At 64.0% G+C, this 20,636-nt stretch carries 23 protein-coding genes and 1 tRNA gene; 11 read left to right on the top strand and 13 right to left on the bottom strand.

Translation table 11 applies throughout. The features are described from left to right. The first annotated feature begins 145 nt into the window (after positions 1-145). Positions 146-2,056, top strand: coding sequence for a terminase large subunit domain-containing protein (locus ABC419_RS11770; protein ID WP_412877376.1), 1,911 nt, complete (start codon positions 146-148; stop codon positions 2,054-2,056). Next, on the top strand, positions 2,049-3,089 hold the full coding sequence (locus tag ABC419_RS11765; protein WP_412877377.1) for a phage portal protein: 1,041 nt from the start codon (positions 2,049-2,051) through the stop codon (positions 3,087-3,089). Before ABC419_RS11770 ends, ABC419_RS11765 begins: the two co-directional genes overlap by 8 nt. Here the strand turns inward: ABC419_RS11765 and ABC419_RS11760 are convergent. Then, positions 3,028-4,434: a hypothetical protein gene (locus tag ABC419_RS11760; protein ID WP_412877378.1), complete on the bottom strand. Its 1,407-nt coding sequence runs from the start codon at positions 4,432-4,434 to the stop codon at positions 3,028-3,030. The genes ABC419_RS11765 and ABC419_RS11760 overlap by 62 nt on opposite strands. 276 nt (positions 4,435-4,710) lie before the next feature. Here ABC419_RS11760 and ABC419_RS11755 point away from each other — a divergent pair, with 276 nt between their 5' ends. The 3 genes from ABC419_RS11755 to ABC419_RS11745 are packed head-to-tail and all read left to right on the top strand — an operon-like array spanning position 4,711 to position 5,932. After that, positions 4,711-4,935 carry a hypothetical protein gene (locus ABC419_RS11755; RefSeq protein ID WP_346486816.1) on the top strand — a complete coding sequence of 75 codons (225 nt, stop codon included), beginning with the start codon at positions 4,711-4,713 and terminating at the stop codon, positions 4,933-4,935. Position 4,936: 1 nt separating this feature from the next. Continuing rightward, positions 4,937-5,359, top strand: a complete 423-nt coding sequence (locus ABC419_RS11750; RefSeq protein ID WP_412877379.1) for a hypothetical protein — start codon at positions 4,937-4,939, stop codon at positions 5,357-5,359. 6 nt (positions 5,360-5,365) lie between these two features. Then, entirely contained in the window at positions 5,366-5,932 is a 567-nt protein-coding gene (locus tag ABC419_RS11745) for an SOS response-associated peptidase (RefSeq protein ID WP_412877380.1), read from the top strand. Between the two features lie 194 nt (positions 5,933-6,126). On the opposite strand, the gene ABC419_RS11740 is transcribed toward ABC419_RS11745, so the two are convergent. The 3 genes from ABC419_RS11740 to ABC419_RS11730 all read right to left on the bottom strand — a co-directional run bounded on the left by ABC419_RS11740 (position 6,127) and on the right by ABC419_RS11730 (position 8,996). Then, positions 6,127-7,020, bottom strand: coding sequence for a DUF4238 domain-containing protein (locus ABC419_RS11740; RefSeq protein WP_412877381.1), 894 nt, complete (start codon positions 7,018-7,020; stop codon positions 6,127-6,129). A gap of 16 nt (positions 7,021-7,036) precedes the next feature. Next, positions 7,037-7,276 (bottom strand): hypothetical protein, encoded by a 240-nt coding sequence (locus tag ABC419_RS11735; protein WP_412877382.1) that lies wholly within the window; start codon positions 7,274-7,276, stop codon positions 7,037-7,039. Between the two features lie 991 nt (positions 7,277-8,267). Continuing rightward, entirely contained in the window at positions 8,268-8,996 is a 729-nt protein-coding gene (locus tag ABC419_RS11730; protein ID WP_412877383.1) for a polysaccharide biosynthesis/export family protein, read from the bottom strand. A 124-nt stretch (positions 8,997-9,120) separates the two neighbouring features. On the opposite strand from ABC419_RS11730, the gene ABC419_RS11725 reads away from it, so the two are divergent. Next, positions 9,121-10,566, top strand: a complete 1,446-nt coding sequence (locus ABC419_RS11725; RefSeq protein WP_412877384.1) for a GumC family protein — start codon at positions 9,121-9,123, stop codon at positions 10,564-10,566. A gap of 86 nt (positions 10,567-10,652) precedes the next feature. Then, complete coding sequence (locus ABC419_RS11720; protein WP_412877385.1) at positions 10,653-11,354, top strand: P-loop NTPase family protein; 702 nt, start codon at positions 10,653-10,655, stop codon at positions 11,352-11,354. Here ABC419_RS11720 and ABC419_RS11715 read toward each other — a convergent pair. From ABC419_RS11715 to ABC419_RS11700, 4 genes are read right to left on the bottom strand one after another with little or no spacing between them, the layout of a single operon-like run. Further along, complete coding sequence (locus ABC419_RS11715) at positions 11,347-12,300, bottom strand: glycosyltransferase family 2 protein (RefSeq protein ID WP_412877386.1); 954 nt, start codon at positions 12,298-12,300, stop codon at positions 11,347-11,349. The two genes, ABC419_RS11720 and ABC419_RS11715, sit on opposite strands and share 8 nt — an antisense overlap. After that, entirely contained in the window at positions 12,297-13,229 is a 933-nt protein-coding gene (locus tag ABC419_RS11710) for a glycosyltransferase family 2 protein (protein ID WP_412878781.1), read from the bottom strand. Before ABC419_RS11710 ends, ABC419_RS11715 begins: the two co-directional genes overlap by 4 nt. Beyond that, complete coding sequence (locus ABC419_RS11705; protein ID WP_412877388.1) at positions 13,226-14,677, bottom strand: lipopolysaccharide biosynthesis protein; 1,452 nt, start codon at positions 14,675-14,677, stop codon at positions 13,226-13,228. The genes ABC419_RS11710 and ABC419_RS11705 overlap by 4 nt, the downstream gene beginning before the upstream one ends. Then, the gene (locus ABC419_RS11700; RefSeq protein WP_412877389.1) at positions 14,677-16,107 is read right to left on the bottom strand and encodes an exopolysaccharide biosynthesis polyprenyl glycosylphosphotransferase; all 1,431 of its coding nucleotides are present in this window, start codon (positions 16,105-16,107) and stop codon (positions 14,677-14,679) included. Before ABC419_RS11700 ends, ABC419_RS11705 begins: the two co-directional genes overlap by 1 nt. Positions 16,108-16,368: 261 nt before the next feature. Here ABC419_RS11700 and ABC419_RS11695 point away from each other — a divergent pair. From ABC419_RS11695 to ABC419_RS11680, 4 genes are all read left to right on the top strand, one after another. Beyond that, a tRNA-Ser gene (locus ABC419_RS11695) sits at positions 16,369-16,460 on the top strand. Between the two features lie 330 nt (positions 16,461-16,790). Next, complete coding sequence (locus ABC419_RS11690) at positions 16,791-17,069, top strand: YuaX family protein (protein ID WP_412877390.1); 279 nt, start codon at positions 16,791-16,793, stop codon at positions 17,067-17,069. Beyond that, on the top strand, positions 17,066-17,977 hold the full coding sequence (locus ABC419_RS11685) for a TIR domain-containing protein (RefSeq protein WP_412877391.1): 912 nt from the start codon (positions 17,066-17,068) through the stop codon (positions 17,975-17,977). Before ABC419_RS11690 ends, ABC419_RS11685 begins: the two co-directional genes overlap by 4 nt. A 117-nt stretch (positions 17,978-18,094) precedes the next feature. Next, on the top strand, positions 18,095-18,688 hold the full coding sequence (locus ABC419_RS11680) for a hypothetical protein (protein ID WP_412877392.1): 594 nt from the start codon (positions 18,095-18,097) through the stop codon (positions 18,686-18,688). A gap of 6 nt (positions 18,689-18,694) precedes the next feature. Here the strand turns inward: ABC419_RS11680 and ABC419_RS11675 are convergent, their stop codons facing one another. The 5 genes from ABC419_RS11675 to ABC419_RS11655 all read right to left on the bottom strand — a co-directional run bounded on the left by ABC419_RS11675 (position 18,695) and on the right by ABC419_RS11655 (position 20,622). Further along, a complete protein-coding gene (locus ABC419_RS11675; RefSeq protein ID WP_412877393.1) occupies positions 18,695-18,922 on the bottom strand; it encodes a hypothetical protein in 228 nt (75 codons plus the stop codon). Beyond that, positions 18,919-19,185 (bottom strand): hypothetical protein, encoded by a 267-nt coding sequence (locus tag ABC419_RS11670; RefSeq protein ID WP_412877394.1) that lies wholly within the window; start codon positions 19,183-19,185, stop codon positions 18,919-18,921. The genes ABC419_RS11675 and ABC419_RS11670 overlap by 4 nt, the downstream gene beginning before the upstream one ends. After that, a complete protein-coding gene (locus ABC419_RS11665; protein ID WP_412877395.1) occupies positions 19,182-19,358 on the bottom strand; it encodes a hypothetical protein in 177 nt (58 codons plus the stop codon). The genes ABC419_RS11670 and ABC419_RS11665 overlap by 4 nt, the downstream gene beginning before the upstream one ends. A gap of 178 nt (positions 19,359-19,536) precedes the next feature. Continuing rightward, complete coding sequence (locus tag ABC419_RS11660) at positions 19,537-20,073, bottom strand: hypothetical protein (RefSeq protein WP_412877396.1); 537 nt, start codon at positions 20,071-20,073, stop codon at positions 19,537-19,539. A gap of 42 nt (positions 20,074-20,115) precedes the next feature. Then, positions 20,116-20,622 (bottom strand): hypothetical protein, encoded by a 507-nt coding sequence (locus ABC419_RS11655; protein WP_412877397.1) that lies wholly within the window; start codon positions 20,620-20,622, stop codon positions 20,116-20,118. Positions 20,623-20,636 lie beyond the last annotated feature (14 nt).

Genomic DNA, 20,636 nt, shown 5'->3' with positions numbered 1-20,636 from the left:
GCAGGGCGGCTGGCCGTGCCAGCGAGTGAGGCTGCAGATCACCGCTGACCGGCGGCTGTTCTCAAGGCGATGCTGTGGTGCGGGGCGGACCTGACCACAGCAGGCCGTCAGATCGGGCGGGGTCGCGCGGGTAGCGTCCGCGCCCATGAGACTGAAACCGAAGAAGCAGGACGGGCCGGAGCCCGGCGGGTCTGACGACCTGGGCGCGCTGCTGGCGTCCTGCGGCGGTTTCGGCTTTCCGGTCGCGGCGATGCTCGATGAGCGGCGGGCGGCGAAGTTCCTCTATTGGTCGCAGTGGCGGCTGACCGACATCGCCCGGCTGCTGAGCCAGCCAGAGGGCACGATCGCCAGCTGGAAGAGCCGGGACAAATGGGACGAGGCCTCGCCGCTGGAGCGGATGGAGGGCGTCACCGAGGCCCGATACGTCGCCCTGACGATGAAGGCCGCCAAGACCGGGCTGGACTTCAAGGAGATCGACCTGCTGGCGCGGCAGGCGGAGCGGTTCGCGCGCATCCGCCGCTACCAGCAGCCGGACGGCCATGAAGGCGATCTGAACCCCAGGGTCGCCAACCGCAACGCCGGGCCGAAGAAGAAGCCGGAGAAGAACCGGATCACGGCCGACCAGGTCGAGGTGCTGAAGGCTGCGCTGCTGAAGCAGCTGTTCGGCTATCAGGAGGTCTGGTGGTCGAAGCGCGAACTGCGCAGCCGGGCGATCCTGAAGTCGCGCCAGATCGGCGCCACCTACTACTTCGCCCTCGAGGCGCTGATCGTCGCCCTGGAGACCGGCAAGAACCAGATCTTCCTGTCCGCGTCGAAGAGCCAGGCGCACGTCTTCAAGGGCTATATCCGCGCCTTCGTCATGAAGGAGATCGGCGTCGAACTGACCGGCGATCCGATCGTGATCGACCGCGGGGAAGACGAGGACGGCAAGCCGTTGGAGCAGCCCGAGCTCATCTTCCTGGGCACCAATGCGCGCACGGCGCAGGGCTATCACGGCGACTTCTACTTCGACGAATTCTTCTGGGTCTACGGCTTCGACACCCTGAAGAAGGTCGCCAGCGGCATGGCGATGCAGAAGCGGTATCGGAAGACCTACTTCTCGACGCCGTCGTCAGTCACGCACGAAGCCTATAAGTTCTGGACCGGCGAGGAATGGAACAAGCGGCGCACGAAGGACAAGCGCCGGGAGTTCGACGTCAGCTGGGCGGCGCTGAACGAAGACGGCCTGATGGGCGCCGACAAGATCTGGCGCCACATGGTGACGATCGAGGACGCCGAGCGCCTGGGCTGCGACCTGTTCGACCTGGACGAGCTGCGCGACGAGTATTCGGTCCCCGAGTTCGACAACCTGCTGATGTGCGGCTTCGTGGACGACACCCTGTCGGTGTTCCCCATGGCCGTGCTGACGCCGTGCATGGTGGATCCGCGCGACAGCTGGCCCGACGTCGACAAGGCGCGGATCATCCTGGGCATGGGGCGGCCATACGCCGGCGCAGTCTGGCTGTCCTACGACCCGAACGGCGACAGCGAGAACGGCGACGCGGCCGCCCTGATCGTCCTGGCGCCGCCGGCGACGCCGGGCGGGAAGTTCCGGGTCATCGAGCGCAGGCAGTTCAAGGGTAGCCGGTTCGATGAACAGGCCGAGGTCATCCGGAAATACACCAAGCGCTATCGCGTCACTAAGATCGACATCGACCGGACCGGCATCGGCGACGCCGTGTTCCAGCTGGTGCAGACCTTCTTCCCGACCGTGACGGGGCACAATTACGACGCCTTCCTGAAGACGCAGATGGTCTACAAGGCCCTGGACGTCATCATGAAGAACCGGCTCGAGTTCGACGCGGACTTCAAGGATTTGGCGCTGGCGATGACGATGATCCGCCGGACGCTGACCGCGTCGGGGCGCAAGGTCACCTATGAGGCCGGCCGGACCAAGACCAGCGGACACGCCGATCTGGCCTGGGCGCTGCTGCAATCCCTGTTCAACGAGCCAATCCAGGCCGCCATCGGAAGCGACGGCGGATCCTCAACCGTGGAGATCTTCGGCAATGACTGAGACCCTGTCCGACGCGGCGCCGGCCGAAGAGACGAAGGCCCCCGCCGCCAGCGGGGCCATGGCGTTCTCGCTGGGCGGGGAGGAGGCCGTGCTGAACCGCCAGGACATGATGGAATGCCTGGACTGCTGGGAGGTGACGGGCATGAACGGCCGCCGCTATTACCAGCCGCCGTTGTCGATGGCCCTGCTGTCGAAGGCGGGCAACGCCACGTCGCACCATTCCTCGGCCTTCCGGGTGAAGGTGAACCAGCTGCTGCGCGACTTCATCCCGCATCCCATGCTGGATCGCACGACGTTCGAGGGGATCGCCCTGGACCAGCTGGTGCTGGGGAACTTCTACCTGGAGCGCATCGACAACATGGCGCACCGGCCGATGAAGCTGCGCCGCAGCCTGGCGCGCTATACGCGCCGCGGCGTGGACGAGGGCGAGTTCGTCTTTCTGGCCGGCTTCATGAAGGAACACTGGTTCAAGCCCGGATCGGTCTTCCACGGCTGGCAACCCTGGCTGGATCAGGAAATCTATGGCGTGCCGGAATATCTGAGCGCCCTGGATTCGGCCTTCCTGAACAAGGACGCGACCCTGTTTCGCCGCCGCTACTACATCAACGGCGCACATGCGGGATTCATCATGTATGTGGGGGAAGGCGGCCTGACTGAGACCGATGCGGGAGCCCTGCGTGAGATGCTGAAGGGGACCAAGGGCGTCGGGAATTTCAGGTCCGTTTTTGTCCATTTGCCCCACGGCAAAAAGGACAGCCTTCAGATTCTGCATCCCGGCGAGGCCGCCGCCAAGGACGAGTTCGTCGGGATGAAGGGCACGACGCGCGACGACGTGCTGGCCGCGCACCGGGTGCCGCCGCAGTTGATGGGGGTCGTTCCGGCCAACGCCGGCGGCTTCGGCGATGTCGAGAAGGCGGACGACGTCTTCTACCGAAACGAGATCCAGCCGCTGCAGCAGCGCTTCCTGGCGATCAATGATTGGATCGGGATGGAAGTGGTGCGATTCCAGGTGCGGTCGAAGGCGACCGCCTAGATTCCCGCTCTTCGGCCAGCGCCAATATTTGAAACTCACCAATCAGCCCCATCATCAGAAGAGCCGAGCGCAGAGTTTGACGGGATTGGCGAACAGGTTCTTGAGCGTCGAACGGCCGAACGAGATGAAAGAGATCGGTCGCGTTCGCGTAAAGTTCAGCCGCCTCGCATATTTCGCCCATGAAATTGTGCCGCGCGTAGCTGGTAATCAATCTTCGTGATTGTCCGCTGACCGAGTTTTCGAAGCCCTGCCATCGCGTCTGGTGGACCTGCAAGTCCGCTAACAGTCGCACGAATGGTTCAGCAACTCTCTTCGGAGATGCCGCGATCATGCCTTGAAAGGCCATGACAGTTGCGAGAGGCAGCTCAGGTGCCTGCATCACCCTCAGACGGTCCATATCGGGTCGGCCCTCGGCAGGAAACGCCGCTAGGCAATCGCGATACCTGAGAGCACTTTCCGTCGCGTAGGCGCAAAGCGCACTTAGGGCGTCGGGCATAACAGCCTTGGCGGCGCGGTGTTGGCGCCGAAGCCTACGAGCCTCATGCTTGCCAGCCTGGCTAATCTGTTTGCGAAGGTAAATGACGCTCACAGCTGCGGCGGCGACTGCGAGGAAGCCTGCAACTATGGTTTCTGTATCTTTCACCCAAGCGAAGAGAATGATGTTTTCGGCGTGGCCGAAGAACGTAGAAACGCATTGTCGGGACCAAGGGAGAGGGCAGGCCCAGTTCTTGAGACCAAGGATTACCGCCGCAGCGAGCCAGAGGGTGGCGCCAACTAGCAATGCGGTCGCCAGTAAGTTCATCTTTTTGGCTTTAGATCGTGGTTCGGCTGGCGAGTGCGGACGGTCTTCTTGGATCGCCTGAGTTTCTGGCGTCGCGTCGTTGACCATGGACTTGGGCTTGAAGAGCCTATTGGCTATGCTGCCCTTTGTGCGGGCATCCAACTCCGCCAAGCCAATGCTGAACATATGCGCAGCTACGAGGTAAAGGATTGCCGTGTAGAGCTGATCTGAAGACCCGTTGAGACCTATCGTAGTGACGCTTCCCATAGCAAGCGCCATCTGGCCGAGAGCGAACATCGACGGGCTCAGGATTCTGGCAATCCAATAGAATGGCCCTACCAGACACATGATGATGGCTAACCCGATAGCGGAGTAGCGATAGACGGGACCCGCGGAGGGGGAAGGGTCCATCAACATCAGGGCAAGGGCGACCACGCAGATCTGGAGTAGCACGGAGGTAACGGGTCGTGCCCAAGCTTCCCTGCGGAGGTCGCGCTTGAAGATAAACTTCAAGGTCAAAGCTACGACGTAGAACCCGAGTGCCACCGCGAACACGACGACCAAAATTGCATCACCGCTGATGTAAATAGCTGCCCCCTAGGCTTTGTCTTGATGTGATCAAGCGGCTGAGTCGAACATCGGATCAATCGACGTCGGCCAGCGCTGCGGAGTGTCGCAGGTAGAGCGCTAGACAGGATCAACCTCAACGGGGATTACGCCCCCGTGCTTCTCCACAGCCTACGAGCATGCTGGGAACAAATATAGAACAAACAGCTTGAGCCGTGACGGTCCGGCGCCCTAGAGCGGCGTCGGGTCGGTCAGCTGGTCTGGAGCTGCACCATGCAAACGAACGAAGGGCGGCAAGCGCCGCCGAAGACGAAGCCGACGCGCGAGGATAGGGCTCTCGGCACATTGATGGCCATCTGGCAGCACGGCGAAGCCGCGCGCGCGGATCCGGTGCTACTGAACATGCAGGCAAGGGTCGCGGCCGAACTGGCGCGGATCTCGCCCGAGGCGGCGGCAAAGGGCAGGGCGCTGTTCGAACGGCTAGCGGCGCGGGGCTGAGATGGCGACGCAGCTGCCGCACTATCTGCGCGCGCCGGAAGAATGGACCGCCGAGAACGTGACCGCGCGCGACGTGGTCGTCTGGCGCGATATCGTCGTGTCTGCCTTCTGCGAAGGGTGCCGCGTGTCGCGGGAGATGAACGTCTGGCGTATCGGCGCACGCCTAGCGGACGATCATCTCCAGGAGTTGCGCTTTCGGTGCACCACATGCGGCGTGTATCCGAGCGCGATCGAGATCTCGCGCCGCGACAGCATGACCGGCCAGAAGCTTCTGATGGTGCCGTTGAAGCCTCGGGCATGGGACGATGGTCATCGCGAGGATCAGGCCAGGGCGCTCCAGCGGGCCGAAGCGCGCTACAAGGCCAGGTCCGAGCGGGAACAAAAGGCTGGGGCTCGGGCTGAGTCCGCGACCCGCAGGGAGTAGGCCAGGGTGTGCAACAACTATCGCCTCCACGTGCCGGCCAACCAGCTGGCGGCGCCGTTCGCAGCGCTCGGCCGACCGCTGACCATGCCCGAGAGCCGGCCGAACCTCGAGCCGGGCGACTACCGCATCGGTGATCGAGCGCCGATCGTGGTGGCGGGCGAAGACGGGCCGCAGCTGGAGATGACGCCCTGGGCGTGGAAGGCGCCGACGGGGCGGCCGGTCTTCAACTTCCGATCGGACGGCCGATCCTTCGCGGGCTCGACGCGCTGCCTGATCCCGGCCGACGGCTTCTATGAGTTCACCGAACCGAAGGTCCAGGGTAGGAAGACGAAGTGGCTCTTCACCATGGCCGGCCAGCCGTGGTTCTGGATCCTGGGCATCGTCAAGGACGGCGCCTTCGCCATGCTGACGACCGAGCCCGGCCCCGACGTCGCGCCCTATCATGACCGGCAGATCGTGCTGCTGCCTCCGGACGCCGGCGTCCACTGGCTGGACCTGTCGGCGGCCCAGGACCTGATGCTCGCCCCATGCCCGGCCGGCGCCCTGACCGTGCGCCGGGTCTGGCCGGAATAGGGCGCCGCCACCCCGGCCGAGGCCTCCCAGGCGGCCCAGCCCGCCGCGCCCCCAAACGCCGCGCTTTTCCCCCCGCCTCGCCCGCGGGCTTCATGTACCGCTATCCTTGCACGTCAGAGGTGCCTGCAAATGGCCTCAGGCGTGGCAGGGATAGGGAACTCGAGCGGCTCGCTGCTCTTGCGCTTCCTTGCACGCTAGGGCGCTGAGAGCGCAGCTTTGTCGGTGGCGTAGATTTGCTCGTGAGCTGACGCGATGATCGCCAAATTGATCGCGGCAGCCTCTCCGGCATCGATCTGGCGTACGCGCTCTGATCCAACAGGAAGATCCGCAAGCAGGAGTGCGTGACTAGGAGACAGCGGGTAGAGCAGGTCCAACTCCTCCGGAGGCGTAACGTCGTGCGATGATGCGAGATTAAGTACCGGCTGGTCGCTCGTCAGGAACGGTTGGCCAGGCGGGGAAATCAGGATCTGGAAAGTCTGACGTTCTGAATTTCGGGCAAGGCTGAGACCGAAGCTGGCAGCAAAGAAATGTCTGCAAAGAGGCCAAGTAAGCTCCACGGATTGAGCATACCTTTCGTCGGGCCATGCCCTATTGAGTTTGTCTTGAATTCCCTTGGTCCTCATCCATTGGGTGGCCAAAAAATAAGATACGACATTCCGTGCATGATCATCATCTAAGATCGAAATCCGGCCCTCTCTAAGACTTTCGATGAACGGCAAAGCGCCAGCTTCAATGCGTTCGTGGAGATCTTCTTCCCAATGCTGTTTCGCTAGAGCGACCGTCTGGGGAACTTCAACGTTGTCGCGGACAAAGGAGGCATATGCCCGGCCTATTAGATCATACCTCCTTGCTACCTCACGTTGGTGTGGCTGAAGCGATGCTGGAAGTTTGGATATAATGCCCTCCACCCATACGCGATCTATGGGACGGAATTCACGAACCACGTGGAAGTCCCTCTGAACGCCTAGGTCACGGATATTGGCTTGGAATACTCGGCTATCCCTCAAACACCAAAGTTGTTCAGATTCCGCCCAAGCGCCTAAATACCAACGCCACACGTAGTGGTGGCGGCGCTTGATGGTGGTCACTGGCAGAGGTCCTGATTTAAGAGCGACTGGCCAAATAGAGCTGGGCGTTTTGCGTGATCGTTTCGCGCTTGACGACGCCAGCGTTCAGGTGGGGATAGGAACCCAATCGATTGATCAGCGGGCTGTCGCCATCAGCCAGAAGGATGGCGACAACATCGATCAAGGAAGCAACCTGTGTTTCAAGGTCGGCAACCTTACGCACCAACTCTTCTTGGGTTTTTAGGTGGGTTTCAGGATTGAAGTCGTTCAGGTTCACAGTGTCTACCTATGCTGCTTGATCTCAGTGATATATGAACTGGATAAGCGTTACGCTAGGTCTTGTGAATTGCCGGCGTCCAGGTGAGCTTCGAACTCCGCCATCGTGGCCAGGAGCCAGTGCCTGCCCCCCAAAAAAGTGTCGTTTATCCGCAGTGATTTGGTGGCCCGTCGTTTTACGCCCCGGCCGCAAAGCCTTGATGCGCTTAAGTCGAAATTGGCAAGTTTTACAGACAAGTACCTGAAAACAGGCGCTTTCATCATGGTTTGGGACCAGAGGGTCGGAGGTTCGAATCCTCTCGCCCCGACCACGGTTTAAGCCCGTTTGGGCTGGATGAGTTTTACATTTGTCTGAGAGCTGGGCGTTGGCTTTTGATCGGCTGTGCTGGCATTGCGCTTTCGCCCCCAAGAGCAGATTTTGAGAATGTTCGCCGCGGGTGGACAGTAGGCGTTAGCGAACCTCCCATCGAGCAAAGGCGTAGTAGCTGTCGCCAGCCGGGGGAAAACTGCCATCGGTGCTCCGCGCCGTCGCTTTGAGCTGAACGCGTGTCGCCCATACGCCGAACGAAGAACCCGGTTCCGACTCATCGACAAGGCTGCACGCCGTCGTGACGCCGCCTTCGCCTAGGTCGCATTTCAACAGCGCCCATCCCTTGCCGCTTCCATCGATGGGCATCGTCGTCATTAGGCTTTGCGGTACTCGCTTCCGGAGCTCGGCAGGGCACCAAAGGCGAGATCCTGTCGCTAGGTCACGCTCGGATCGTTCACAGACGGTAGGTTCAGGTCGCGCTGCGGCAGGGGGCGCCGATTGATAAACAACGAACAACATCGAGGCGATGATCATCATCTCTCCCTAGGTTCAATCCGTAAATGTCCGCAATGGGTCGAAAGCGATACTTGGGCGCGCATGCCTCTCGAGACCATCTAATGGCGTTTAGCGCTGACGTTCTATTGCCTGAGCGAAGATCGGAATCGCGGACGCATTTCTTGCGTCAGGTCGAGGCGTAGGTTCCATTGATCGCGTAGGAGAAACCGATCGGCAGGGCGTTACGCACCTGGGTGAAGAAGGCGGCCAGTTCGCCTAGGGTCGAGCGCGGCACGAACACGATGTCGCCGCGGCGCAGGGGCAGGATCTCGCCGCGCGGCGCGCGCAGATCCAGCACCTTCAGCATGCGTAGATCGCCAGGGCCACGGCGGATCAGGGCGCAGTTGCGGGCGTTTGAGGTCGGCAGGGCGCCGCCCGCCAGGATCAGGGCCTGATAGGCGTCGATCTGGCCCGGCATGTCGAAAACGCCCGGATTGCGTACTTCGCCGTCGATCCAGACCTTCAGCGGTCCGGCCTGACGCAACGTCACCTCGACCTCGGGGCGCAGCAGGTGAGGCGCGTACCCGGCGGAGATGTCGCCTTCCAACTCCGACAGGCTGCGGTCGGCGGCCGTCACATGGCCGACCAAAGGCAGGGAGACGCGCCCATCGGGGCCGATCTTCAACTGGCGATTCAGCTCAGTGGCGGTAGGCAGAACCACCTCGATTTCGTCCCCGGTATAAAGCCGATACTCCGGTTCGACATCGGTCCAGGGGGCGAAAGGCAGGTCGGCCGGCAGGTCCGAGACGGTCTGCGGCCGGGGCAGGCCGCTGGACGCGCTTCGCCCTGCGGACGCCGCACAACCCGACAGGCCGGCGGCCAGCGCCAGTAGAAGCAGGCGGCGATCAACGTCCATGGGCGGGCGGTCCGGTCGGTTGCAAAACTGAAGTTCAGCCAAGCTGACGCCTTATGGGTAACGGCCGGTTAACGCCAACGCTTCAAGGTGTCCCGGTCTGACACTGGTGGATGATCCAGCCCGTATGCGTTCGCACGTCACAGCCACCCGTCCCCGTTACGGCGTCATGGACGTCGTGGCCCTGCTGTTCCGCGAACTGCTGCTGATGATCCTCATCTTTGCCGTGATCTTCGGAATCGGCGCCGCTGTCGTGATGACGATGAAGAAGACCTATACCGCCGGCGCCAGCCTGTTCGTCGGGGTAGGGCAGGAGTACGTATATCAGCCGCGCGTCGGCATGGGCGAACGCGCCATGCCGCCGTCGGCTGCCGAGGTGGCCCAGTCCGAAGCCGCCATACTGAACAGCCTAGAGGTCAAACGCCGGGTTGTGCGCGCCCTGGGCGTCGAAAGCTTCCAGGAGCCGGGCGCGCCGGCGCCTGCGGACCCGACCCGCCAGGAGGCCGCCGCCGTGCGCGCCGTCGCCGCCGGACTGGGCGTCGAGGTGACGCCGCTGAGCCCGGTCATCGGCCTGAGCTACAAGAGCGATGACCCGGCCAAGTCGGCGCGCATCCTGAACACGGTCATCGACCAGTATCTGACCTATCGTCGCGAGGTCTTCCAGGACCGCGCCACGGCTGCGATCCGCACGCAGCGTCAGACGTTCGAGGATGAGCTGGGCGACGCCGACCGCGCCTATGAAGAGTTCTTGCGTACGAACAATATCGGCGATTTCGCCACGGCCAAGTCGACCATCGCCAACAGCTATCAATCCGTCTTTACCGAGCGCATGGGCGTTCAGGCCCAGCTGCAGCAGGCGTCACAGCGTTTGGCGACCTTGGTCGGCCAACTGTCGCGCACCCCGGCCGAGGTGGCGCTGTACCAAGACCTGAATGTTTCGGCGCAGGATCTGATCCTGCAACTTCGCACCGAGCGTGAAAGCCTGCTGGCCCGCTATCAGCCGGACGCACAGCCAGTGCGCGAGATCGATTCCAAGATCGCCCAACTGCAATCCTATGTCGGCACGGGAACGGCCGTCGGCGCCAAGGAAGTCCGCACTGGTCCGAACCCTGTCTGGGTCGAGCTGGAGACGACCCGCATCAACGCCCAGGCCGATCGTGACGCCCTGGCCGCGCGCCTGACGGTTCTGGACCGCCAACTGACCGATCTGCGCTCGCGCCAGACCCGCCTGACGGAGCTGGAATCGCGCAACTCGACCCTGGCGGGCAATCGCGAAGTTCTGACCGCCTCGATCCGCGAGTTCCAGCAACGCGAGACCCAGAGCCGCGCCGACAACGAATTGGTCAAGGCGGGCGCCGACAACGTCACCGTTATCGAGCGCGCCCAGCCGCCGTCGAAGGGCAAGAGCATGCGGATGCCGCTGATGGTCGCCGTGCTGCTGTTCGCGGGTTTCACCGCTCTGTGCGTCGGTTTGCTGCGGGTCTTCCTGCGCCCGGGGTTCGCCATGCCGTCGACCCTGAGCCGTACCCTGCACGCGCCGGTTCTGGCCGTCGCACCCGTCAAGGGCGGCTGATCCGCCTCATGACGCCGACAGGCCGCAGAAACCGACGGTTGTGTCGTGCTAGGCTGTTCCAAATGGCGCGCGCGTAAACGATTCGCATGGTCGATCTGACAACCGAGATGGCTGGTCTGTGGGCCGCGCTGGGACCAGCGCCGGCGCATCGCGGGCGCGTCATTCTCTTCGCCGCCGCGACCTCGGGCGAGGGCGTGTCGACGGTAGCGCGCGAGTTCGCCCGCATGGCCGCCGTACGCGGACGCCGACCGGTCTGGCTGATCGACGGGGATTTGCCGCAGCAAGGCCAGATGGAGCAGGTCGCTGCTGAACCGGATCGGTTCGGACGGTTGGGACCGTCGGTGCAGGCGTCGCCGGACGGATCGGCTTTCTATGCTGTGTCGCCGCCCTTGCGCGGACGCGACGGCAAGCCCGCCGCTCCGGGACGCATCCTGACGGCCAAGGCCTGCCTGGGCGGACGGCTGTATGTCACCCGCTTCCATATGGAGCTGCTGCGCGCGGGCCAGCGCGTCGAGGCGGTGGACGACCCTCGCTATTGGACCCGGCTGCGCGCCCATGCCGATACGGTGGTGATCGACGCACCGGCGGCGGATCGCAGCGACATGGCCCTGACCCTGGCGCCGCTGGTCGATTCCACGGTGATGGTGGTCGCGGCCGACAGCACGGGCGCCGCCGCGCCCGCCGCCCTGCGTGAAGAGATCGACGCCGCCGGCGGTCGGGTCGCCGGCTTGGTGATGAACCGCTCGACCTGGAGTCCGCCCAAGCTGCTGAAGCGGTTCTTCAGCTAGAGGCGCGCTGGCGGTTCAGGCGATCCAGTTCGCTCTGGCCATAGAAGCGCGGCTCGAAATTTTTCATCCACAGCACCTTGCCCAGGCCGCGCGCGGCGCGGTCGGCCATCTGGGCGCGGCTGTCGCGGCCCAGCAGCGTCAGGACCAGGGCTGCTGCGCCCCACACCAGCGTCTGGGCGACGCCGATGATCATCCAGCGCCCGACGTTCAGCCCGTCGCGCGCTTCGGCCGCCGTCTGACTGGGGCCCTGTCCATAGGCGAAGGCGCGGGTCAGGGCGTAGCGCAGGGTCGCACGGTGCGGGGGGGCGAATTCCTCGACCCAGGCGTCCGCCGCCCAGCCGAATCGCCCGCCGCGCGCCTTCAGCGCCGCGAACAGGACATCGTCCTCGCCGCCGATCTGATCCGATCCGACGTGGAAGGGCGCATCGCCGGGCAAGGCAGTCGCGCGCACCAGAAGGGCGTTGCCGCAGCCGTAGGGCTCTTCGATCTGTTGGTCGTGCTCAGGCCCTTCGCGGCCGAAGAACCGCTCGAGATACGGCGACGCCCAGCCGGTTCCGTCAGGAACGCGGCCCTGGATCGGACCGAAGACGGCGTCGGCGCCGGTCGCGGCCTGTCCGCGCAACAGGGCGGCCAGCCAACCGGAACTGGCCGCCTCATCGTCGTCCAGAAAGGCGATCAGCGGCGCCTGGGTCGCGGCCAGGCCCGTGTTGCGGGCGGTGGCCACGCCCGGACGCGGCGCATGGGTCCAGATCAGGGGGACTGGCGATTCCGACGTCAGCGCCTCGACTGTCTGGCGGGCGCTGGCTTCAGGGTCGTTGTCGGCGACAATGATTTCGCGCAGGCGACCTTCAGCGCCTTGCTGGGCAAAGATGGAGCGCAAGGCGCGGGTCAGCTCATCGGGACGACGCAGGGTAGGAATGACGACGGCGACATCGGGCGCGCTCATATCGCCTCCGCATACAAGGCGGCGCGGTACAGGCGCAGGCTGAAACCGCGCAGGGCGGGCGGTAGCAGGCCGAGACGCGCGACCAGCTTGAACAGGGGGCGGATCATGCGCAGACCGGGCACGGCCTTCAGCTTCTTCGCCACGCGATAGCTGGGATAGGCGGCGATGAAATCAGGGTGTCGGGCGGCGACGCGGGCGAAGTTGGGCGCTGACTGCTCATATTTGGCGGCCAGGGCCTCGACCGTGTCCAGGCCCATGTGGGTGGCTGGATTGTCGATGTGTACGACCGGGAATCGGCGCGAGACGCGCATGGCCCATTCCACGTCTTCCCAGCCCCAACCGCTGAACCCGGCGTCGAAGCTTTCGGTGTCGAAGACGTCGCGGCGCACCAGTAGATTGGAGGTGAAGACGTATTTCTCAGGTTGCAGCGTGCGCTGATCGGCGGAAATGCAGTCGGACCGGGCGGCCATCTGGCGGTGGACGGCGTAACGCGTGTCGGTCGGCGCCTGGAGCAGGGAGAAGCCGCCGAAGGCTACGGCGGGATTGTCGTTCACCGCCAGATCGACCCAGTCGGTCAGGAAACGCGCATGGTCGGGGCGCATGTCGCTGTCGAGGAACAACAGGAAGCGGCCGCGGGCCTCCTGGGCCAGGCGGTTGCGGCCCTTGGACCGTCCTTCGTTGGCGCCCAGCGTAATCAGCCGGGCGGGCAGGGACAGGGCGTCGATCAGGGCGGTTAGGCGCGCTGTCAGGGCTGGGTCCGCCGTGCCGTCGTCCAGCACGATCAACTCGGCGCGGCCGCCGACGCCTTGCGCCTCGCGGTCCAGCATCTGCAACAGGTTTGACGGATCGTCGCGCAGGAAGGGCATCAGCACCGACAGGGGGGGACGGACCTCGTCCCATGCGGCGTTGTCATGGATCATGACTTTCATGCCGCAGCCCTCCGCGCCTGCAGGAAGCCGTGCAGACGGCGCAGCAGGTCGCGCACCCCGCCTGCGTTCAGGGCGAAGGCGGCGGCCCCATAGACGACGGCGCCGACCCCGGCGTCCAGCAGCAACTCGGGGAAGCCCCCAATCGGGGGCAGCAGAAGCACCACGCCCGCCATGACGACGGCCGCGAGACCGCAGCGCGCCAGCGCGTTCCAAGGCACGGGCAGGGGCAGGATGCGCCGTCCGATGGCCATGGAGGCCATCAGGCCTAAAGCGAAGCTGATCGCTGTCGCCCAGGCCGCCCCCATGACGCCGAAACGCGGGATCAGCAGGATGTTCAGGATGACGTTGCTCCCCGCCGGGATACTCATGGCCAGCAACAGCCAGCCCGTGCGGCGGCCCAGTGTGAAGGCCTGTCCGAAGTAATAGGTGGTCATGCCCGACAGGAAGGCGCCCAGCGCCACCCACGGCGTGACCGAGGCGGCGACCGTGCGCAGGTCTTCGCCGATCATGAACTCGGCCAGCGGCCGCGCGACCAGCGCCACGCCCACGGCGGCGGGCAGGCCGATCAGCACCAGGGTCGAGGCCTGCTCGCGCGCAGCCGCCTGAAGGTCTTCGCGTCCGCCGCGCTCCAGCGCCATGACCAGCGCCGGCGCCCCGGCCGCCCCCAGCCACACGAACATGACGTCCAGCGTGCGGTTGGCGATGCTGTAGGCCGCGTGATAGGCGCCCACCGCCGCCTCATCCATGAACAGGGCCAGCAGGAAACGGTCGGTCGAAGCCAGCACTACCGTCAGCCCCAGGCCGACGGCGATCGGATAGCCGTAGACGGCGTAGGCCTTCAGCCGCTGGCGATCCAGCCGTCCGCGCTTCGCCTCGCGCAATTCGGCGGGCAGGACGAAGGGCAGGGCGGCCAGCGGCGCCAGCAGCATCCCGGCCAGCGGCGCCTCGGCCCCCATCCCCAGCAGGGCCAGGCCGACGCCGAAGGCCAGGCCTGCGACCGCGCTCCAGATGTCGATGGCGGCGGCGGGGCCGACCTCGCCCGCGGCGCGGAACCGCTCCTGCGCCAGCTTCAGGAAGCAGCGCACGGGAATCCCCGCCAGCGCCACCGCCAGCGGCAGGCGGAAGTTGTCCGGCATGGGCCACAGCCACACCAGCAACCCGGCGACCGGCACGAAGACGGCGGTGATCAGGAAGGCGGCGCGATACAGGCTGGCGAAATGCTCGGCCATCTGCGTTTCGTCGGACTGGGCCGCCCAGAAGCGGGCCATGGAGGCTTCCAGCCAGCTGAAGGTCGCCACATGGGCCAGCGTCAGCACCGCATAGGCCAACGCGTAGCGGCCGAAATCCTCGGGCGACAGCAGGCGCGTAAAGATGATGATGGTCAGAAACCCGACCACGCCCTGCACGATATTGGCCGGCAGGTAGCCGAACACCCCCCTCCAGAACATCAGCGCACGGCCATCCGGTCGCCCAGCAGAACGGGAATGGTCACGGCGATGATCCACAGATCCAGCCAGAAGGACTGGCGCTCGATGTATTCGATGTCGAGCTGAACCCGGTCGCGCACTTCATCCGCCGTGTGCAGCGGCCCGCGCGAGCCCTTGATGGCGGCCCAGCCGGTCATGCCGGGCTTGATGCGGTGGCGGTGGGCGTACTCGGCGACCAGACGCGCCGACTCGGCGTCGCCGGTCTTCATGCCGATGGCGTGCGGGCGCGGCCCGACCAGCGACATCTCGCCGCGCAGCACGTTCACTAGCTGCGGCAACTCGTCCAGGCTGGTGGCGCGCAGGAATTTGCCTAGGCGCGTCACCCGGTCGTCGCCGGCGGTCACCTGACGGCTGGCGGTGGCGTCGGAGGCTTCCTGGCGCATGGTGCGGAACTTCCACACCACGATCTCTTCCTGATTGAAGCCGTGGCGACGCTGGCGGAACAGGGCCGGGCCCTTGCTGTCCATCCGCACGGCCAGGCCGATCAGGAACAGCACGGGGCTGAGCACGACCAGCGCCAGGGTCGACAGGATGATGTCCAGGATGCGCTTGTTGAACGCGCGCCGCTCGCCGTCCACCGCGCCGCCCAGCAGGGGCAGGGAGGAGGAGGCCAGCTTTTCCAGCGCCTCGTTCCGCTGGGCCGCACCCTTGGGGTCGACCAGCAGGGTCAGGGGAATGGGCAGGACTTCCAGCCGGTGCGTCAGGGCGCGGACGCGCGCCTCGGCTTTGGGATCGATGGCCAGGATGACCCGGTCGATATAGGGCGTCAGTCGATGCTCCAGCAGGGCGTCGGTGCCGCCCAGAACCGGCACGCCGGCCAGGGCGTCGGGCGTGCGGGCCAGGCGGTCGTCGAACACGCCCAGAATGTTCAGGTCGCGCCGGTCCAGCGCCTCGCGGATCAGCGATTCGGCGTGACGCGTGGCGCCGACCACGACGACGTTGGGCGTCAGATCGCCCCGACTGCGCCATTGGGCCACCAGCATGCGCCAGATGCTGTGCAGTCCCGTCAGCAACACCGCTGAGGCGATCGCCCACCAGCCGTACTCGGCCAGCGGCGTCTCGCCGTTGGGCAGGGCCAGGCCCAGCAGGCAGGCGAAGGCGCCGCCCAGGCCCGCCACGGCGGCGACCCCGGCCAGATGGCGCGCGGGCGCCCGGCTATTGTCAAAACGATACAGGCCCAGCGATCGCATCAGGCCCAGGGTCATCAGCGCGCCGATCAGAATGGGCGCGGCTTCGAACAGGGTGACCTGCGCCAGTCCGCCGGCGTTCATGCGGCCGATCGCCACAAGGCAGAGGAAGCTCGATGCGACGATGTCGACGCCGCGGAAGTAGAAGACGCGCCGCCGCGCCGCCGCCCGCTGCCGGGTGTTCAGCCAGACGTCCGGTCGCAAGGGCCCGCGCCGAGCCCGGCCCGCACGCCCTGTCTCTGCCGTCGGCGCGCGCGATTCGACCCGCGCTGCGCGATTCGCGCGCGCGCCTTCGGTCGCGGAGCCCAGAGTGTCAGCAGGGGTGATAGCCAAGTCTTTTTCCCGATATCGAGCAAAATGAGGTGCAAACCCCGTGTCACATGCCACTCTTATGCCGGGTTAACACAAAGCGCGTCAGTTCCGCATTGCGAAGCGCCGCGCGACTCGCTATCCACGCGGCCTGCCGGAGACGTGGCCGAGTGGCTGAAGGCAACGGTTTGCTAAATCGTCGTACCCTGTAAGGGGTACCGAGGGTTCGAATCCCTCCGTCTCCGCCAGCCATCCCTCGAAAAATCAATAACTTACGGCCATCTGGCCGGATCGTGCCGTGCCAAGCGCGCCAAATGGCCCGTTTTTGGCACGGTTGGCACGGTTCCAGCGGGGAAATCTGGCCCTTGGCACGGTTTTCCCGCTCCCCATTTTCGTAAACGAAATCAATATCGTGCCGCATGGTTTGGCACGGTTGGCACGATTTTCAGGCCCGCACCGCCGGGCTTGGCACGGTCTGGCATGGTTCGCACCGCTCTGTGCCGGAGACATTGACGTGGCGAACGCGACCTTGCTCGCTGTATCTTCGGTATCCGAAGAATTGCAGGAGACAATCGGGCGTGAAAATCACTGGCCTCGACAAGCTTTCGCGGAAGCTGGACGAACTATCCAAGTTCGCCAAGGAGATCGACGGACACCTCGGAGAGGTGAAGTTCAATCCACGCGATCCGGGGGAAATCGAGCGGGCAATCGCTGAAATGGAAACGATGGTTGACGAGAAGGCGTCCAGCTACTCGCACAACGATGCGATCCAAAACATCGCAGACCAAATGAAAGAGAAATATCGCCAAGCGATACTCGACAAAGCAGCGGCTTCGCGACTGGAAGATCAATCGTGAACGCTTTGACCGACATTCGAAACGCGGTGCTCAGTCTGCAATCCGCTGACTACAACACCTATCAGCGGCCACTTCGGGAACTGGCTGCGGCGTTGGATAACGAAGAGCTTCGATCAATAAACGACGCCTTGAAGGCAGAGGTCGATTTCGACGCCTTCGAGGGTCAGGAACGCGCTGGCGGAATGGTCGGCAGTGATGTTCTGGATTGGCCGTCAGATAAGGCCGAGATGCTCGGACTGACTTTGATACTGATCGAACGCGGGGCCGCAAACCCCGATTGGCTGACGGACTTCGCTCACACCTTCTACTACGGTGGCGGGAAATACAGCGCAGACCTTCGGAAGCTTGTCACTTCAGCCATCGTTCCCTTTGAACGCGACTATCGGACTTATGTTGAGGCGCGAGCCAAGCCTCAGAAGCAAGCCTCTCCCGGCGAGTTCGACACCACGAAGGTTTTCATCGTTCACGGGCACGATGAAGCGGCGCCCGTGATGGTCGCCCGGTTCGTCGAGGGTCTCGGGTTTGAAGCGATCATCCTACACGAGCAGCGGAACAAGGGCCGCACGATCATCGAGAAGCTGGAAGCCTTCAGTGATGTCGGCTTCGCAATCGTCTTGTTCACGCCGGATGATGTTGGCCGGGCTGTAGGCGATGACCTTCTCCATCCGCGAGCGCGGCAGAACGTCGTGCTGGAGCTTGGCTACTTCATCGGGAAGTTGGGGCGGGGACGTGTAGCGGCCATCCGCAAGGGCGATGTCGAGTGGCCGTCCGACTACAACGGCGTAGTTTATCTGGACTTGGACGCCGGTGGCGGGTGGCAAAGGAAACTCGCAGAGGAGTTGGACGAGGCTGGCTACGACATCGACTTCAACAAGGTGATGAAGGGGCGCGGGCGCCGCACAGCTTGATGTGACCTTCCGCGAGGACGATTGATGGACGCAGTAGCTTTAGACGGCCTTCGGGCTGCACAGGCAGCGGCTGGGCACGCTTGGGCCAGTGCAGTCGCAAGCTGGGTTGCTATAGGAGTGAACGTCGTCGGTCTCCTGTTCATCTGGGCGCAGTTGCGGAGCAATCAGGAGTTGGTAAGGGCGGCCGCGAAAGGCGCAGATGCAGCAGCCGTGGCTGCTCGGATCGCGCTGATGAGCGAACGTCCGTGGATACAGCACTTCATCGACCAAAACCTGACCATCGAGGTCCGAGATGGCGCGTTGGAAATCGACCTGAACTGGCGGTGGACCAACGTCGGCAACACTCCGGCAATCCGCGTCGTGCACCTATTCAAGCTCGTCAAAGACGATGATGTATCGCTTTACGATGCATGTGAGACAGCCGCCCTGCTGATATCACCCGCACCCATCCTGTTCCCCGACCAATCAAGTCAAAGCAGCGAACCGGTGCTTCTCGGACCAAACGACGAGACCGCCGCCGCTGGTTGGCGGTTCCGATTGATCATCGCCTACAGCATCCCCGGCGACCCGGAACGACGGATAACGGCGGGTGACTATAGGCTGAAAAAGGGACGCCCCGCCGGGCAAGCGAACCGGATGTATCCCGATATGGCCGTGAGTTGGGAGGCAGACATTCAGCCCGCTGTCCTGAGCTACGCGGTCAACACCTGAATGCTGTTAGTCCATCCGGCCGTGACGCAGAAAGTAGGCTTCGCAGAACTCGGCCGCTTCGGTGATCTCCGCGTCCAGCGTGACCAAGGCGTTCTCAAGCTCGTGCAGCCGGGTCCGGGTCTTGCTGATCTCCGACCGGGTGTTCTGGGCGTTGGCGTCGGCGCGGCTGAATAGCAGTAGCTTTTGAGCCAGCATCCGAGGCGTCAATTCGGCGTCGGTATAGGTGCGGGTCATGGTGCAACCCTCTTCGGCTGCTCAACGAGGTCGTCGCTGAACGCCATCCAGCACATGAAGGCGTCCATCTCGTTGTCGAAGTGGACCTCGACCTGCCGCGACACGCTACGCGCGCCGTTTTTAGGTGCGCTGTTCCTGACCATATGAAATGCGCGGGTGTGGGGAGACACGCCAGCACAGCGCAACCATTGCATGATGTCCTCGGGCGGGTGGCCGTCCTTCCAACGGGCGACATACGCGCCGGGTGTTGGCGGTGCGATCATGCGCGCCCCCGGATCATCGTCCAGATTTGGCGCAGAATGTTCGAGCCGCGTTCGTCACGACCTCGTGCACGGTCGAGCCGCTTACGATGCCATTCCGCCCGGCGGTCGTTGATGATCGCGGCGGCCTCCGCTGCGGTGACGGGCTGGCCGTCGTAATGGAATGGGGTCGTCATAATCGGAAACCAAAAAGGCCCCGCCGATGGTCAAGATCGGAGGGGCCTTTCAGTGATGACGAACAAGCTGTTCAGGCTGCGGAGAACGTCACAAACATCGGCCCGACCTGACGACTTGACCTTCGTCGGTGCGGCTATGTTTGTATTTAGTCAGCGACCCCTAAACCGCTGTCACGGCCTACGCAGACAGGTCCGCCAGTGACTTGATCGACGGCCGTCCGAGGGCCGCAAGCCAGCCGTTCGCGACGTGCAGCAGGATCGAGGAAAGCTGACGCTCGCGGCCATCGTTTGTGGTGATGACCATCTGCCGCCCGCCGCCATACTTCCCGGCGCCGTAGGTGCCGCGCCCGTAGCCCATGGATTGAACGGTGGACGACGCCTCACCCTGAGTCCGTGCAGACTTGCGCGTCAGAGTGACGTGCTTGAAGCCGTCCGCAACATCGCCGACCAAACCTACATCGGCCACGGCGACGCCGGTGAGGGTAGAGGCAAGCCAGTCCCGCACGTCTTTCACTTCCTTGACCGCTGGAAGCCACGAAGGGCGAACGTCGAAAACGCGATCTGCAAACTGGTGAAGCTCGACCGCCGCCGGGCGGCTCCGGCGCCTGACTAATAGCTCCGCGTCTGGCTCGTCGGCTGACAATGCGACTTCGGCCGCATGATATTCGGCCAGCGCGGGCAAGACGTATAGGTCGAAGGCGTCGGACAGGTTCATGGCGCGAGTTTCAGGCCAACCCGAGCAAAGTTAAAGCCCCGGCTATCCTGCCAGCCAGTCGCTGGCGAAGGTCTTGAACAGCGTCGCCCGCGCCTTGTCCTTGAAGAAAAACACCTGCGGAGGATCGCGCCCGAGCCAGCCACTGATTTGACCCGTCAGGCAGAGGCCCAAGCCCGCCGTCTCGACGATCACCCATTCAAACGATGAAAGGTTATCGGGGTGCGTCCCGACGCTATCGGATCGGAGAACCGTCAGCCCTCCCGACAGATTTTCCATGGCCCAATCATAGGCCGCCCAACGATGCCGATAATCAATCAGGACATGGTGCGGATGCGTCCCGAGCCGCCGCGCGTAGTCCGTAAGGTCGATAGTCCCGCCCACCAACTCGCAATCGGTCGAGGCTTCGTAAACCCGCGTCGGCGTGAACAGGTGGTCGATCAGCAAATCATGATCGCCTGACCAGAAATGCGGCACGTCTGCCAGTCGCTCCGCAACCATCGCTTCCAAGTCGTCTTCGCAGACCAGACCATCGAGGTCGGGTTCAGTCATAGTGATACTCCTGA

Source organism: Brevundimonas phoenicis, from assembly GCF_047237745.1.
Classification (GTDB): Bacteria; Pseudomonadota; Alphaproteobacteria; order Caulobacterales; family Caulobacteraceae; genus Brevundimonas.
The sequence above is the reverse complement of the archived record's forward strand: the minus strand, read 5'-3'. Positions and strand labels throughout refer to the sequence as shown.

Excerpts from the sequence above, each read along its gene's own strand:
- ABC419_RS11770 (WP_412877376.1), top strand. The coding sequence starts at position 146 with ATGAGACTGAAACCGAAGAAGCAGGACGGGCCGGAGCCCGGCGGGTCT.
- ABC419_RS11765 (WP_412877377.1), top strand. The coding sequence starts at position 2,049 with ATGACTGAGACCCTGTCCGACGCGGCGCCGGCCGAAGAGACGAAGGCC.
- ABC419_RS11755 (WP_346486816.1), top strand. The coding sequence starts at position 4,711 with ATGCAAACGAACGAAGGGCGGCAAGCGCCGCCGAAGACGAAGCCGACG.
- ABC419_RS11750 (WP_412877379.1), top strand. The coding sequence starts at position 4,937 with ATGGCGACGCAGCTGCCGCACTATCTGCGCGCGCCGGAAGAATGGACC.
- ABC419_RS11730 (WP_412877383.1), bottom strand. The coding sequence starts at position 8,996 with ATGGACGTTGATCGCCGCCTGCTTCTACTGGCGCTGGCCGCCGGCCTG.
- ABC419_RS11725 (WP_412877384.1), top strand. The coding sequence starts at position 9,121 with ATGCGTTCGCACGTCACAGCCACCCGTCCCCGTTACGGCGTCATGGAC.
- ABC419_RS11720 (WP_412877385.1), top strand. The coding sequence starts at position 10,653 with ATGGTCGATCTGACAACCGAGATGGCTGGTCTGTGGGCCGCGCTGGGA.
- ABC419_RS11715 (WP_412877386.1), bottom strand. The coding sequence starts at position 12,300 with ATGAGCGCGCCCGATGTCGCCGTCGTCATTCCTACCCTGCGTCGTCCC.
- ABC419_RS11710 (WP_412878781.1), bottom strand. The coding sequence starts at position 13,229 with ATGAAAGTCATGATCCATGACAACGCCGCATGGGACGAGGTCCGTCCC.
- ABC419_RS11705 (WP_412877388.1), bottom strand. The coding sequence starts at position 14,677 with ATGTTCTGGAGGGGGGTGTTCGGCTACCTGCCGGCCAATATCGTGCAG.
- ABC419_RS11675 (WP_412877393.1), bottom strand. The coding sequence starts at position 18,922 with ATGACCCGCACCTATACCGACGCCGAATTGACGCCTCGGATGCTGGCT.
- ABC419_RS11670 (WP_412877394.1), bottom strand. The coding sequence starts at position 19,185 with ATGATCGCACCGCCAACACCCGGCGCGTATGTCGCCCGTTGGAAGGAC.
- ABC419_RS11665 (WP_412877395.1), bottom strand. The coding sequence starts at position 19,358 with ATGACGACCCCATTCCATTACGACGGCCAGCCCGTCACCGCAGCGGAG.
- ABC419_RS11660 (WP_412877396.1), bottom strand. The coding sequence starts at position 20,073 with ATGAACCTGTCCGACGCCTTCGACCTATACGTCTTGCCCGCGCTGGCC.
- ABC419_RS11655 (WP_412877397.1), bottom strand. The coding sequence starts at position 20,622 with ATGACTGAACCCGACCTCGATGGTCTGGTCTGCGAAGACGACTTGGAA.